Source organism: Pseudomonas sp. OTU750018 (genome assembly GCF_011636575.1).
GTDB lineage: Bacteria > Pseudomonadota > Gammaproteobacteria > Pseudomonadales > Pseudomonadaceae > Aquipseudomonas > Aquipseudomonas peli.
Genome location: NZ_JAAPAU010000003.1, coordinates 389,984 through 403,293 on the forward strand (window position 1 = coordinate 389,984; position 13,310 = coordinate 403,293).

General features: G+C 59.9%; 13 protein-coding genes and 1 tRNA gene. 5 read left to right on the forward strand and 9 right to left on the reverse strand.

Features of this window, described 5'->3' with window-relative positions; translation table 11 throughout:
• The 9 genes from HCI85_RS17345 to HCI85_RS17385 all read right to left on the reverse strand — a co-directional run bounded on the left by HCI85_RS17345 (position 1) and on the right by HCI85_RS17385 (position 9,735).
• On the reverse strand, positions 1-597 hold the full coding sequence (locus HCI85_RS17345) for a hypothetical protein (protein ID WP_167146452.1): 597 nt from the start codon (positions 595-597) through the stop codon (positions 1-3).
• Entirely contained in the window at positions 588-1,388 is an 801-nt protein-coding gene (locus HCI85_RS17350; protein ID WP_167146455.1) for a hypothetical protein, read from the reverse strand. Before HCI85_RS17350 ends, HCI85_RS17345 begins: the two co-directional genes overlap by 10 nt.
• On the reverse strand, positions 1,389-2,315 hold the full coding sequence (locus HCI85_RS17355; RefSeq protein ID WP_167146458.1) for a DUF5655 domain-containing protein: 927 nt from the start codon (positions 2,313-2,315) through the stop codon (positions 1,389-1,391).
• Positions 2,312-3,670, reverse strand: a complete 1,359-nt coding sequence (locus tag HCI85_RS17360) for a restriction endonuclease subunit S (protein ID WP_167146461.1) — start codon at positions 3,668-3,670, stop codon at positions 2,312-2,314. Before HCI85_RS17360 ends, HCI85_RS17355 begins: the two co-directional genes overlap by 4 nt.
• Positions 3,667-5,502, reverse strand: coding sequence for a type I restriction-modification system subunit M (locus HCI85_RS17365; RefSeq protein ID WP_167146464.1), 1,836 nt, complete (start codon positions 5,500-5,502; stop codon positions 3,667-3,669). Before HCI85_RS17365 ends, HCI85_RS17360 begins: the two co-directional genes overlap by 4 nt.
• Positions 5,503-5,774: 272 nt before the next feature.
• A tRNA-Phe gene (locus HCI85_RS17370) sits at positions 5,775-5,850 on the reverse strand.
• Between the two features lie 311 nt (positions 5,851-6,161).
• Positions 6,162-6,434 carry an oxidative damage protection protein gene (locus tag HCI85_RS17375; RefSeq protein WP_167146469.1) on the reverse strand — a complete coding sequence of 91 codons (273 nt, stop codon included), beginning with the start codon at positions 6,432-6,434 and terminating at the stop codon, positions 6,162-6,164.
• A complete protein-coding gene (gene mutY, locus HCI85_RS17380; protein ID WP_167146473.1) occupies positions 6,431-7,504 on the reverse strand; it encodes an A/G-specific adenine glycosylase in 1,074 nt (357 codons plus the stop codon). Before mutY ends, HCI85_RS17375 begins: the two co-directional genes overlap by 4 nt.
• A complete protein-coding gene (locus tag HCI85_RS17385) occupies positions 7,501-9,735 on the reverse strand; it encodes an AsmA family protein (RefSeq protein WP_167146476.1) in 2,235 nt (744 codons plus the stop codon). Before HCI85_RS17385 ends, mutY begins: the two co-directional genes overlap by 4 nt.
• Positions 9,736-10,111: 376 nt before the next feature.
• On the opposite strand from HCI85_RS17385, the gene hisB reads away from it, so the two are divergent.
• From hisB to hisF, 5 genes are all read left to right on the forward strand, one after another.
• Positions 10,112-10,705, forward strand: coding sequence for an imidazoleglycerol-phosphate dehydratase HisB (gene hisB, locus HCI85_RS17390; protein ID WP_090255169.1), 594 nt, complete (start codon positions 10,112-10,114; stop codon positions 10,703-10,705).
• Positions 10,706-11,344, forward strand: coding sequence for an imidazole glycerol phosphate synthase subunit HisH (hisH, locus tag HCI85_RS17395; protein ID WP_090254742.1), 639 nt, complete (start codon positions 10,706-10,708; stop codon positions 11,342-11,344).
• Positions 11,345-11,605, forward strand: coding sequence for a DUF2164 domain-containing protein (locus HCI85_RS17400; protein ID WP_160089774.1), 261 nt, complete (start codon positions 11,345-11,347; stop codon positions 11,603-11,605).
• Positions 11,606-11,641: 36 nt separating this feature from the next.
• Positions 11,642-12,379 (forward strand): 1-(5-phosphoribosyl)-5-[(5-phosphoribosylamino)methylideneamino]imidazole-4-carboxamide isomerase, encoded by a 738-nt coding sequence (hisA, locus tag HCI85_RS17405; protein WP_090254746.1) that lies wholly within the window; start codon positions 11,642-11,644, stop codon positions 12,377-12,379.
• Between the two features lie 63 nt (positions 12,380-12,442).
• Positions 12,443-13,213 (forward strand): imidazole glycerol phosphate synthase subunit HisF, encoded by a 771-nt coding sequence (hisF, locus tag HCI85_RS17410; RefSeq protein WP_090254748.1) that lies wholly within the window; start codon positions 12,443-12,445, stop codon positions 13,211-13,213.
• The last annotated feature ends 97 nt before the right edge of the window (positions 13,214-13,310 follow it).

Consider the following 13,310-nt stretch of genomic DNA (forward strand, 5'->3'; position numbering starts at 1 on the left):
CTACTCAGCAGGGTTGGCAGGCAGGCTGATGTGCTTCGAAATCAGCGCGACCGTTTCCTGAGGGGCTTGCATGAAGTCCGCCAGTGGCACCTCCAACCATGTGCCCCTGAGGTCATCTGTCAGGGAAGAAGTGCTGTTGGCCTCTCCTGCTGGATGCTCTGCTTTGTCCCATTCACTTTTTATGTCTGTAGACGAGTTGGCTTTCAGCCAGTACAGGTAAATCCGTAGGGTCGGGGTCACTTCGGGCAAATTGCTCGGATTGGGCTGGCCCTTATTCGGTCGAGCTCCCGGCAGCACTGACGGATCGATGCGCAGCTGCAACTCAATGGCAGCCTGATTGCCGTCATCATTACGGGTATATACGAACTGTGCTGCTATGAGCGGGAGGAAGTCCCACACCCACTTGCTGGAGGGTTTGGTCGAGGAGTTACAAGGGCGGTCAAAACTGATCGGCCCCCAATACCAGAAGCTGGCGCCGAAGTTCGAAGCCAGGTCGTCCAAAGCGGGGAGCATTCGCTTGTAAAACCCTGCCAATAGGCGATGAGAGCGTTGTACCTGGTTTGCCAGGGACGCAGCCTGATCACGGTTCATGTCCATTGAAATTCTTCCTGTTCGAGCTCCCGCACAAGAGGTAGCAGGGGCGTCCAGTCGATATAGGTGATGGTTTTATGCTGATTTTGTACCTTTGGAGCCCATTTCTGTAAGGCGGCAAAACTCTCATTGAAAGTTTCAGCCGAGCTGCAGAGTGGCAATAGATCGCTGAAGGGCGCTGTAGCAGTGATCATTCCAAACAGGTGGAAGGCTTCAAACCAGTCGGCATAAATGCGCGCGTCACGTGTTTCGGCTTCATTTCGCATGGAGCTGATAGCGCTAAGCAGGTCATGCCATTCACGGCAGAAAATCCGTAAGTTGAGTTCTTCGAACTCACCTTCCAGTTTTTGCGCCATGGTCCGCCAGCCCGGCATATTGCGTCCCAGTGCAAGTAGCACGATGTTTTTTTCATCATCGTTGTTGCTCTGCAGGGACTGAATCTCATTGCGCCATTGTTGAGATGATTGCGAGCCACCGAAAGGGGGCTTCACCTCGACCAGCAATAGGTGTTCGTTAAACTCTAGGACCACATCGGGCTCGACATATTTACGGCCCTCAGTTCCATCCAGTTTGGGCCAGAACCGTATGTCCCGCAGCTGGCCAAACTCGCCGGCTAACGTTTTGCCTATGAGTAGGGCCAGTATCTGTTCCTGAGCCTCATCTGAGAGATAAGGCAGCCGTCCGAAAAATACTGCAGTCAGCAAGTCCTCGCGCTTGCGAAACAGCTGACGCCAGCTGACGGGTAGCCCGTCGAGCTCTACTCGTCCCGCTTTTCCGTGCAGGATTGCCGTCAGCATTTAGTTCTCCTGGTAGCTGCGTTCGATCAGCGTTTTGGCTCTTTCCAGGTCAGCCGGGGTGCGCAGGCTTAATTCCAGGTCGCCCGTGCCCCAGTGGCCGATGGTGCGCACGTCGCGGCTGAAGTCCTCGACCAGCTCGACCGAGTCGGGGTTGAGCTTGAGGTACAGCTGCAGGCGTTTGGACTGCACCACGATGCTGGCGAAGTTTTTTAGCCGGCGGAAGGCCAGGTAGAGCTTGAGAGGCTTCTCCTGCACATCATCGCCGAGGGAATGCAGGTAGCTGGTGGTTTGCTCAAACAGCGCAGCGATCTCCGCTGGAGCCAGGGCCAGTTGTTCCTGCCAGGTCTTGTCTTTGCTCACTGCTGCGGGCTTGCCCGCTTCGGCCTCGGCCGTTGTGGCAGCAACCACGGTGCTGGCCATGCTGACCGAATTGACCAGCTCCAGCAGCAACAGGTCGTCGCCAAACAGCTTGTAGCGGATCAGCTCGATATTGCGCTGGATCAGCTGCACCGCATGCTGGTCGTAGCGGGTGAAGTCGGCGGCGATGCACAGCAGGCGGGTGCCGCCCCATTCGATCTGCTCGGCGGCCTGCTTGCCCAGCTTCTCCATCACCAGCCAGCGGAATTCGGCTTGGTGGTCGAGTAACCAATCCAGGTAGAACAGCCCCTGATTGATCACGTTCTCGTTGCTGTGGCGCTTGTATTCGATGATTACCGGGCAGCCGTTCTCGTCCAGGCCCAGGGAGTCGATGCGGCCCTTGTGGGTCTTGCCGGTGGCGTATTCGCTGGCCAGGAAGCGCACGCCGAGAAAGCACTCCATCTGCGCCTCGATCAGGCTCTGCAGCTGCTTTTCCACCGCCACTGTACGGCCGGGCAGCTCGCTGGCGGAACCATTGGCACCTAGGCGAAATAGCTGGATATCGCTCATGCGGCTTGCTCCTGTTCATCCTTGATTAGGCCGCGTACATCGATCTGGCCGGTAACGGCGGCGGAGATTAGGGCGGTGCGGCGTTCTTTGAGTAGGTCGATTGCACTTTGAGCCGTTGATATCAACTCATCGAACTTACTAGTTTCTGTCGCTAGGTACTTAACAGCCTCAGCCTGGGTTTCCAGTGGCGGAACTGGAATGAAAAGCTCTTTGACGTTCCCGCAATTCAAGTGAGGGTGCAAGGCTCCTGTTTGAATGGAGAGCAGGCTATGGAAGCCATATTCGCTGTTGAGCACCCAAGAAAGCCATTCACCGAGAATCACGGTGCGGAGCGGGCTGACAATGATCAATGCATGACAGTTGCAGCCCTCAAATTCTTCCGTGACAACAGCGACCTGACCAATATCTCCGGTCTGTACAATCAGAACGTCCCCGGTTTGTAGAATGGACTTCTGATGATCAAGGCTCCACTGCAGGCTCACGAAGTAGGGCTCGTTAAAACGAATTTCGTTTTTCTTGATATGCAGTGACTGCAAGTAGCGCACCCCCTCGTCGAGAAGGATATCGCGCGTAGGACCAACATAGCCGTTGGTGATTTTGGTGCTGATAGAAGAAAGCCGTTTCACATCCCAGCTTTCAGGGACGGTGCCCAGCCACTCGATCCCTGATTCTTTCATCGGCACCGTCGGATCGAGCCCCTTGGTCACGGCATGGGCAATCACCGCCTGGCGTTTTTCCTTAAGCAGTGCGATCAGCTTTTCCTGCTCGGCCATCAGGTCGTCGATCTTGGCGGTTTCGCGCTCAAGGAAAAGGGTTATTTGCAACTGTTCATCAATTGGCGGGAGCGGGATGCGAGTCTCCGCTAAATAGTCGTGCTCAATGCTGTCCACTGTTGCACCTGGCTTCGACCAAGCCAGCAATAAGCGGTCATTTAGGCCTTGAACCCAACGCCAGAAAAAACTGCTCAAGCATTTCTCACGCGCAAATTTTAGCGCTTTCATGTCTTGATTGAGGGCGACCGGGACATCATTGATTGCAACGGGAATGGTGTGTTTCAGAATTCCTGAGCGGACAACCATCAACACACGATCTTTCGCGATCAGTGACGAAGAGCTGCTAAGTAGCCCTTCTTCGGTTATGCACTCTTCTGCACCAGTGATGCGCTCCGACTTCATATCTTTGGGCGATACCCAAGGAATATCACCATTCCAAAACTCAAGCTTGTCTCGACTTGGCGTACCGCCACCGACGAAGTGCGTAAAGTGCTTGAGCTTAGAAATATGCCAATGCCCCGGCACCTTCCCCAGCCACTCCACCCCAGAATCCTTGTACTCGGGATAACGCGGAAAACTCATGCCGAAAGTCCCCCGATCATCGCCAGAATGCGGTCGGTCACGCCCTTAAGTTCGGCATCGATCTCGGCCAGCGGCCGTGGCGGCTCGAATACATAGAAGTGCCGGTTAAACGGGATCTCGTAGCCGACCTTGGTCTTATCGTGGTCGATCCAGGCATCCGGTGCGTGGGGCAGCACTTCGCGTTTGAAGTAGGCCTGCACGTCTTCGCCGAGCGGCACGTTTTCCGTGTCGCGCAGGCTGCTGTCGGGCTGGGGTTTGCCCTTTTGCTTGCCCTTCTGGCCGATAACGATGGCGCCGTGCTCGTCACGCTGCGGGCGCTCGATGGTGATGTTTTGGTAGCCGAAGGCCTGGTTGGGCAGCAGGCGTGACAGTGGTGCGAGTTTGACCTTGCCGCCAGCCGGCGCGCTGGGTTCGGCTTCGCCGTCACGCAGAATCTGCCGGGCAACTTCTTTGCCGTTGGCATCCAGCACCGTGGCCAAGCGCGCTTCGGTGCATTGGCCGAATAGCTGGGTGATTGACTCGATGGCGCTGTCGGGTATTTCCTTGCGCTTGGAACCGAGGCTCTTGCGCATCTTCTGCCAGAAGCTCGAGGCATCGATCAACTGCACCAGGCCCTTACGCTGGGCAGGCTTGCGGTTGGTCAGCACCCACACGTAGGTGCTGATGCCGGTGTTGTAGAACATATCGGTGGGCAGGCCGATGATTGCTTCGACCAGATCGTTCTCCAGCACATAGCGGCGGATCTCGCTCTCGCCGGAACCGGCACCGCCGGTAAACAGCGGCGAGCCGTTGAGCACGATGGCAAAGCGGCTACCGCCCTCGTTGGCTGGGCGCATCTTGGCGATCAGGTGCATCAGAAACAGCAGCGAGCCATCGGAGACGCGTGGCAGGCCTGGGCCAAAGCGGCCATTGAAACCCTGCTGCTCGTGCTCCTGACGGATGGCCTTCTCGACCCTCTTCCACTCCACGCCGAACGGCGGGTTGGACAGCATATAGTCGAAGCGCTTGCCGGCATGACCATCGTCGCTGAGGGTGTTGCCGGCCTTGATATTGGCCACGTCCTGACCCTTGATCAGCATGTCCGCCTTGCAGATGGCGTAGGACTCGTCGTTGAGCTCCTGGCCATGCAGATTGAGGCGCGCCTGGGGATTGTGCTCGACAAGGTACTCCTCGGCGATCGACAGCATGCCGCCGGTGCCAGCTGTCGGGTCATACAGGTTGCGCACTACGCCGGGGTTGGTCAGCACCTCGTCGTCTTCGATAAAGATCAGGTTGACCATCAGGCGGATCACTTCACGTGGAGTGAAGTGCTCCCCGGCGGTTTCGTTGGAGATTTCCGCAAACTTGCGGATCAGCTCCTCGAACACCAGGCCCATCTGCATGTTGTCCACTGCATTCGGGTGCAGGTCGATCTGGGCGAAGCGTTCGGCCACCTGGTAGAGCAGCCCGCATTTGTGCAGGCGGTCGATCTGGGTGAAGAAGTCGAAGCGCTCGAAGATATCGCGCACCGGCAGGGAGAAGCCCTGGATATAGCTGTAGAGGTTGTCGCGGATATGGTCGGGGTCGCCCATCAGCGTGGCCATATCCAGCGGCGAGATGTTGTAGAAACTCTGCCCAGCCTTGCGCAGCAGAAAGGGCTCGGGGTTGGCCACCAGCTTCATCTTTTCGGCCTGCTCGGCCAGCACGGCTGCCTTGGTGTTCTCCAGCACGCAATCCAGCCGGCGCAGCACGGTGAAGGGGAGGATCACCTTGCCGTATTCGGACTGGCGGTAATCACCACGCAGTAGGTCGGCAACCGACCAGATAAAGGCGGACAGGGCTTGTTGGTTCATGGGGCACGAAATCCTTGAGTGACAACTTCCTGGGTGAGCGGGCGCGGCACCGGGAAACAGATGGGCAGGATTATGCCGGGCGAGCGCCTGGAGGCCTACCTTTGCTTTCGGCCCATAGCCGGGAGTGATGTTGCTGGCAGGCGGACGAAGGCACCAGGTGGTGGGCTTTAGGTACGGGTAAATACGCGGGAATTGCAGGCAATAAAAAACCCGCACTAGGCGGGTTTCTTAGGTGTTTTCGAGTGGTTTTGACATCACCAGAAAACTATATGTGGTGCCCGGGGACGGAATCGAACCGCCGACACGGGGATTTTCAATCCCCTGCTCTACCGACTGAGCTACCCGGGCTAACGGGGCGCTATTAGACGGATTTGAGGGGTAGGTGTCAAGCGTGAGTTTGAAAAATATTTAATTATTACGGGCGCTTAGCTGCGGCAGGGGCTTCGCTGGGGGTTGGGGCTGGTGGGGCGAGCTGATCGCGGGCAAGCCCGCTCCTACAGGTGAGTGTGGCGCAGGGGAGTTCGGATGCAATCCGGGGAGGGATCTGTAGGAGCGGCGGGGACGCCCAGGCCCATGGCCGCGAATAGGCCGTGCCCGGCAAAGTTATCGCGGGCATGGCACTAGGCGTCCCCCTCAGTCCTACAAAGGCGACGCTGTTGTTACTCGCTGGGCGGCACGTAGCCGTCAGCCTGGGCGTATTCCTCGCCGGAGAGGAATTTGTCCATCTCGACCTGGAGGAATTTGCGGTCTTCGGCGTTCATCATGTTCAGGCGGCGTTCGTTGATCAGCAGGGTCTGGTGCTTCTGCCATTCGTCCCAGGCTTGCTTGGAGACGTTGTTGAAGATGTCCTCACCTTTGGCGCCTGGATACGGTGGGCGGTCCAGGCCGGGGAGTTCTTGCTTGTGTTTGCGGCACTGTACGGTGCGGTTCATGGCGTTTCTCCAGTATTTGCTGCGAGTGCATCGGCCGCGCGCTTCAGCAGTTTCTTCACTGGGGCTGCGAGGCCCAGGCGCGGCGGGGTGGCGAGGTTATACCAGAGCCAGTCAGCCTCGGCCACGGCGGCTGGCGCGGCGTCGACCTGGATCAGCCAGGGTTCGATGGCCAGCTGGAAGTGGCTGAAGGTGTGAGTCAGACCGCTCAGTTCGCGCTGTGCGCCGAGCTGCAGGGTGTGGCGGCTGGCCAGTGTGGCGATGGCTGTTGCTTCATCCAGCTCGGGTAGGCTCCACAAGCCGCCCCACAGGCCGCTGGACGGGCGACGATAGAGCAGCACCTCGCCGTTGCGGTTGGCGAAAATCGGCATCAGCGTGCGTTTCTGCGGTAGCGCCTTGCGTGGCTTGGGGATTGGGTAGCGGATTTCCAGGCCGAGCAGGTGCGCCTGGCAGCCGCTTTTCAGCGGGCAGAGCAGGCAGCTGGGTTTGCTGCGGGTACACAGGGTGGCGCCGAGGTCCATCATCGCCTGGGTGTAGTGGTTGACTCGGGCGTGCGGAGTAAAGCGCTCGGCCACATCCCACAGTTGTTTCGCCACCTTCGGCTCGCCGGGATAGCCTTCCTGTGCCACGTAGCGCGCCAGTACGCGTTTGACGTTACCGTCGAGGATCGGCGCACGCAGGCCCATGCTTAAGCTGGCGATGGCGCCGGCTGTAGAGCGGCCGATGCCGGGAAGTTCGGTGAGCTGGTCGACATCGCGGGGGAATTCGCCGGCATGTTCGCGCATAACGATCTGCGCGGTTTTTTGCAGATTGCGCGCGCGGGTGTAGTAACCGAGGCCGGTCCACAGGTGCAGCACTTCGTCTTCCGGCGCTGCGGCCAGGTCATTTACCGTCGGCAATGCGGCCATAAAGCGGTCGAAGTAGCCGAGCACGGTGCTGACCTGGGTCTGCTGCAGCATGATCTCCGAGACCCACACGCGGTACGGCGTGATGCCCTGTTGCCAGGGCAGGTCTTTGCGCCCGTGGCTGTCGTACCAGTTCAGTACTGCGTCAGAAAACTGCTCGGGGCTCATCGGTTGAACAGGCCCTTGAGCGCGTCTTTCAGCTCGGGGCTGACCTTGTCGCCGAGTTTTTCTTCGATCTTCTCGTTGAGCTTGTTGCCGGCCAGTTTGGCGGCGACCTTGCCCAGGCCGTCTTGATCCAGGCGGCAGGCTTTGCCGCCCATTTCCAGTGGGCCGCGGCAGCGCACCGGCCATTCGATACCGACATAGCGCTCGTTGACCTGGCAGGCCGCGTCGGGCATTTCGCGTTGATCGCCGGTGATGGTGATGCCGACGCGGTAGTCGAGGCCGAGGATGCGCAGGTCCAGATCGCCATTGCCGCTGACCGCCAGGCCCGGAATAACGGCCTTGAGGTCGGGGTTGTGGGCCACACCGTTACGCAGGATCAGGCTGCCTTGCAGGGTTTCGAAGGGTGTGTCCTTACCGCGTGGGTCGCTGCTCAGGGATTTGCGGTTGAGCGTGGCGATGCCGCGGCACAGTTGCTGTTCCAGATTGGCGTCGACCAGCACGCCATCGTTGAGCAGGAAACTGGCCTCGCCCGTCAGTCCGTCGATCCAGGCGCGCTGGCTGTTGCCGCTGGTGGTCAGGTTGGCGTTGAGGTCAAGCAGGCCTTTGACCGGTGACGGTTGGTCGGGCTTTTTCAGGAATGGCTCAACCGGGATGCTGCTGAGATTCTTCTGCACGCTGAGCAACGGCACGGCTGGGCGTACATCGATGCTGGCCTTGGCATTGAAGCTGCCGTTGCCGATAGTGCCGCGCAGATCCTGCAGGGTCAGCAGGCCGCCTTTGCTTTGCGCCTTGGCGCTGAAGTCGCTGATCACCTGCTGTTGGGCAGTGAGCTGATCGAGGCCGAGGTCGAGTTGCATGTCGAGCTTGCGCAGCAGTTCGATCGGCAGCACTTCGCTGCTGCTCCAGGCGTGCTGGGTCGGTGCGTCGGGCAGCGGTGTGCTACCGCTTTGTCCGGCGCTGGCGACGCTGGCCTTGACCTCAGCCTTGCGTGCGGCGCCGGCATCCTTGGTGTCCTTGGACGGTGCGGGCAGGTAACGGTCGAGGTTCAGCTGGTCGCCCTTGAGTTGCACGCGCAGGGCCTGTTTGGCGAAGTCGGCTACCGCCAGTTGCCCGCTGAAGTGGCTGTCATCCAGGGTCAGCTTGAGGTCTTCGAAGGTCAGGCTGTTATCGGCGCCGCTTAGGCGGGTGACCAGTTCAAATTGGCTGAGGGTCTTGTCGTCATTCATCGGCGGCAGTTTCTGGCCGATGGTGGCGAGGAACTCGCGCAGGTTGAGTGGGGCAATCGACAGGCCGCCGCTGAGTTTTGGCTGCTTGTCGAGATCGCGGACTTTCAACTCGCCGAGGGCGCGCAACTGGTTGCCGGAGAGTTTCAGGCCGTTCCATTCGGCAACTTGAGCGGCCAGATCAACCAAAAGCTGGCCCTGTGCCGAGTAGGTCAGGGTCTGGCCGTCGAAAGGCTCGCCGGAGACCTCCCCGGAGAACTTGGCATCTTCCAGCTGATAGCGCTTGAGTGCGCGGTCGAAGCGCAGTTCGCCTTGCAGCTCGCTGCGTGCGCGCAGTACCGGTTTGTTGAGGCCGAAGAAGGCGCTGAGTTTGACCGGGATGCTCGCGCCTTCGCGTATCGCGCCGGTGGTCAGCTGGATGCTCTCGGCGCTGAATTGCTGGCCTTTCTGTGCGTCGTGGTAGTCGATGCGCGCGCTGTTGACGATCAGGCTGTCGATATCCAGTTTCAACGGCTGGCTGCTTTCGCCTGGCTCGGTGGCTGGGCTGTCGGTCTGTGCGCTGTCGGTGCTCGGTGCTTGGGCGTCGGCTGTTGGAGTCGTGGCGCTGGCCGGTTTGCCGACATCTTCCCAGTTGCTGCGGCCTTTCTCGTCGCGCTGCAGGTTGAGGTTGAGGCCATCAATGCGGATGTCGCTCATCTGCACTTCTTTGTGCAGCAACGGCAGTACGCGTACCGACAGGCCGAGCAGGCGTAGGTCGGCGAACGGTTTGTCCGGAGTGCTGACGCTCGCGAGGGTGGCGTCGGTCAGCTCCAGGCCGAGCCAAGGGAACAGGCTCCAGCCGATATCGCCTTTGAGGGTCAGCTCCAGGTTGGCCTTGTCGCGGGCAAGCTGGCGAATTTCATCTTTGTAATCGTTGGGATCGAACAAGTGGGTAAGGGCAAAGCCCAGCGCCACGATGATCAGCAAGAGCCCGAGAAAAAACAGGCCGAGAATTTTGCCGAGCGCTTTCATGTGCGAATCCTTGTTTCGAAGCGAGATGGTGAAGAGCTGCAATTCGAGCCGGCGAGTATAGCGCCAGCGTTTTTACCTTGACCGCCGACAGTCCCGTTTACGCGGTGATTTTGCAAGCGGCTTTTGCAGGTGCGCAGCGTGGCTGGCTCTGGCCGGGCCCGTCGCGCCTGGGCTTTCGAACCGTCTGCTCTGGCAGTTGGATAGGTAAGTCGGTGGCCGGTTCCCTGCTCGGGGTGAGTTTCCCCACGGGCTCGCGCAGGCTGCGAGGCTTCGGTTGGGCCATTAGTCTGTGCCTCTGATCGCCGCCGGTAGCCGCCCAGGCGGATGCCCGCCTATAATGCCAGCCTTTTTCCGTGGGCAATTTCTGGAGCTGGTGATGGCCGAACGTACGGCATCCGTCGAGCGCAATACCCTGGAGACCCAGATCAAGGTCTCGATCAACCTGGATGGGACTGGTAAGGCCAAGTTCGATATTGGCGTGCCGTTCCTTGAGCACATGCTCGATCAGATCGCCCGTCACGGTCTGATCGATCTGGATATCCAGTGCAAGGGCGACCTGCATATCGATGATCACCACACCGTGGAAGACGTCGGCATCACTCTTGGGCAGGCCTTTACCCAGGCCATCGGTGACAAGAAGGGCATGACTCGTTACGGCCATTCCTACGTGCCGCTGGATGAAGCGTTGTCGCGCGTGGTGATCGACTTCTCCGGCCGTCCAGGCCTGCAGATGCACGTGCCATTTACCCGCGCCGTGGTCGGTGGCTTTGATGTGGACCTGTTTCAGGAGTTCTTCCAGGGCTTCGTCAACCACGCGCTGGTTTCGCTGCACATCGACAACCTGCGTGGCACCAATACCCACCACCAGATTGAAACGGTGTTCAAAGCGTTTGGTCGCGCCCTGCGCATGGCCGTGACGCTGGATGAGCGCATGGCCGGGCAGATGCCGTCGACCAAGGGCTGCCTGTAAATGCAGACAGTTGCAGTAATCGACTACGGCATGGGCAACCTGCACTCGGTGGCCAAAGCCTTGGAGCACGTCGGTGCCGGCAAGGTGCTGGTGACCAGTGATGCCCAGGTGATTCGCGAAGCCGATCGCGTGGTATTCCCCGGTGTGGGTGCGATCCGCGATTGCATGGCCGAGATCAAGCGCTTGGGCTTCGACAGCCTGGTGCGTGAAGTCAGCGCGGATCGGCCGTTTCTCGGCATCTGCGTGGGCATGCAGGCGCTGCTGGAGCACAGCGAAGAGAACGATGGCGTTGATTGCATTGGTCTGTTCCCCGGAAAAGTGCGCTTCTTCGGCAAGGACATGGTCGAAGATGGCGAGCCGCTGAAGGTGCCGCATATGGGTTGGAATGAGGTGGCGCAGTCGGTCAAGCACCCGCTGTGGCACAACATCCCGGACCTGGCGCGCTTTTACTTCGTGCACAGCTATTACATCGAGGCTGGCAACCCCAAACAGGTGGTCGGTCGCGGTCACTACGGTAAGGATTTCGCTGCGGCGCTGGCCGAAGGCTCGCGCTTTGCCGTGCAGTTCCACCCGGAAAAGAGCCACACCCATGGCCTGCAGCTGCTGCAGAACTTCGCCGCCTGGGATGGCCGCTGGTAAATGAGCCGAGGCAAGGCGAAACCGCCGATCATGACCTTGAGTGCCGAGCAGGAGCGTGAAGCCTGCCTGGTGCTCAAGCGGTTCATGGCCGAGCGCTTTGAGCTGGAGCTGGGCAGTTTCGAGGCCGCTGAGGTGCTGGAACTGTTTGCCCGCGAGATTGCGCCGCACTACTACAACCGGGCGATTTTTGATGTGCAGGCTCACCTGAAAGAACGGTTCGAGAGCATCGAAAGCGACCTCTGGGCACTCGAAAAGAGCTGACCCACCGAATTCACACGACTTGAGCAGGTTCAACCGATGCTGATTATCCCCGCTATCGACCTGAAAGACGGCGCCTGCGTGCGCTTGCGCCAGGGCCGCATGGAAGATTCCACGGTGTTTTCCGATGACCCGGTGAGCATGGCCGCCAAGTGGGTAGAAGGTGGCTGCCGCCGCCTGCACCTGGTCGACCTCAATGGTGCCTTCGAAGGCCAGCCGGTCAACGGCGAAGTGGTCACGGCCATCGCCAAGCGCTATCCGACGCTGCCGATCCAGATCGGCGGTGGCATCCGTACGCTGGAAACCATCGAGCACTACGTGCGCGCTGGCGTCAGCTACGTGATCATCGGCACCAAAGCGGTGAAAGACCCGCAGTTCGTCACCGACGCCTGCAAAGCCTTCCCGGGCAAGGTGATTGTCGGCCTGGACGCCAAAGATGGCTTCGTCGCCACCGACGGTTGGGCGGAAGTGTCGACCGTGCAAGCGACTGACCTGGCCAAACGTTTCGAAGCTGATGGCGTCTCGGCCATCGTTTATACCGACATCGCTAAAGACGGCATGATGCAGGGCTGCAACATCGAAGCCACGGCGGCCCTGGCGGCGGCCAGCCGTATCCCGGTGATCGCCTCCGGCGGCATCCATAACCTGGGCGATATCGAGAAGCTGCTGCTGGCGCGTTCGCCCGGCATCATCGGCGCCATCACCGGCCGTGCCATCTATGAAGGCACCTTGGATGTGGCTGAAGCGCAGACCTTCTGCGACAACTTCAAGGGCTGATTCGTCTGCTCTGGCGGTGCACGCCGCCTGGGCTGCCCCGCGATACCCTACGGAAATACCGATATGGCACTGGCTAAACGCATCATCCCCTGCCTCGACGTGGACAACGGCCGCGTGGTCAAGGGCGTCCAGTTCGAGAACATCCGCGACGCCGGTGACCCGGTGGAAATTGCCCGGCGTTACGACGAGCAGGGTGCTGACGAGATTACCTTTCTCGACATCACCGCCAGCGTCGACGGCCGCGACACCACGCTGCACACCGTCGAGCGCATGGCTAGCCAGGTGTTTATCCCGCTGACTGTCGGTGGCGGCGTGCGCACCGTGCAGGACATCCGCAACCTGCTCAACGCCGGTGCTGACAAGGTGTCGATCAACACTGCGGCGGTATTCACCCCGGAGTTTGTCGGCGAAGCGGCATCACGCTTCGGCTCGCAGTGCATTGTCGTGGCCATCGACGCGAAGAAAGTTTCCAAGCCGGGCGAAGCGCCGCGCTGGGAAATCTTCACTCATGGCGGGCGCAAGCCCACCGGCCTTGATGCGGTGCTCTGGGCCAAGAAGATGGAAGACCTCGGCGCCGGTGAAATCCTCCTGACCAGCATGGATCAGGATGGCGTTAAAAGCGGCTACGACCTGGGTGTGACCCGCGCCATCAGTGAAATGGTTGGCATCCCGGTGATCGCCTCCGGTGGCGTCGGCAACCTGCAGCACCTGGCTGACGGCATCATCGAAGGCAAAGCTGCGGCCGTACTGGCGGCGAGCATCTTCCACTTCGGTGAATACACCGTGCCGGAAGCCAAGGCCTACATGGCCGCTCGCGGGATTGTCGTGCGCTAAACCTCGCTGGCCGGCAGCCCTGTCAGCGAGTTGGCAGGTCAGTGAGCGTTGCCACCTTGTGCGAAGGGGCAACGAGTTGTGCGCCAGCGTCACCCCG

Bases quoted from the DNA above. Each gene is read 5' to 3' on its own strand.
- HCI85_RS17345 (WP_167146452.1), bottom strand. From the start codon at position 597: ATGGACATGAACCGTGATCAGGCTGCGTCCCTGGCAAACCAGGTACAA.
- HCI85_RS17350 (WP_167146455.1), bottom strand. From the start codon at position 1,388: ATGCTGACGGCAATCCTGCACGGAAAAGCGGGACGAGTAGAGCTCGAC.
- HCI85_RS17355 (WP_167146458.1), bottom strand. From the start codon at position 2,315: ATGAGCGATATCCAGCTATTTCGCCTAGGTGCCAATGGTTCCGCCAGC.
- HCI85_RS17360 (WP_167146461.1), bottom strand. From the start codon at position 3,670: ATGAGTTTTCCGCGTTATCCCGAGTACAAGGATTCTGGGGTGGAGTGG.
- HCI85_RS17365 (WP_167146464.1), bottom strand. From the start codon at position 5,502: ATGAACCAACAAGCCCTGTCCGCCTTTATCTGGTCGGTTGCCGACCTA.
- HCI85_RS17375 (WP_167146469.1), bottom strand. From the start codon at position 6,434: ATGAACCGCACCGTACAGTGCCGCAAACACAAGCAAGAACTCCCCGGC.
- mutY (WP_167146473.1), bottom strand. From the start codon at position 7,504: ATGAGCCCCGAGCAGTTTTCTGACGCAGTACTGAACTGGTACGACAGC.
- HCI85_RS17385 (WP_167146476.1), bottom strand. From the start codon at position 9,735: ATGAAAGCGCTCGGCAAAATTCTCGGCCTGTTTTTTCTCGGGCTCTTG.
- hisB (WP_090255169.1), top strand. From the start codon at position 10,112: ATGGCCGAACGTACGGCATCCGTCGAGCGCAATACCCTGGAGACCCAG.
- hisH (WP_090254742.1), top strand. From the start codon at position 10,706: ATGCAGACAGTTGCAGTAATCGACTACGGCATGGGCAACCTGCACTCG.
- HCI85_RS17400 (WP_160089774.1), top strand. From the start codon at position 11,345: ATGAGCCGAGGCAAGGCGAAACCGCCGATCATGACCTTGAGTGCCGAG.
- hisA (WP_090254746.1), top strand. From the start codon at position 11,642: ATGCTGATTATCCCCGCTATCGACCTGAAAGACGGCGCCTGCGTGCGC.
- hisF (WP_090254748.1), top strand. From the start codon at position 12,443: ATGGCACTGGCTAAACGCATCATCCCCTGCCTCGACGTGGACAACGGC.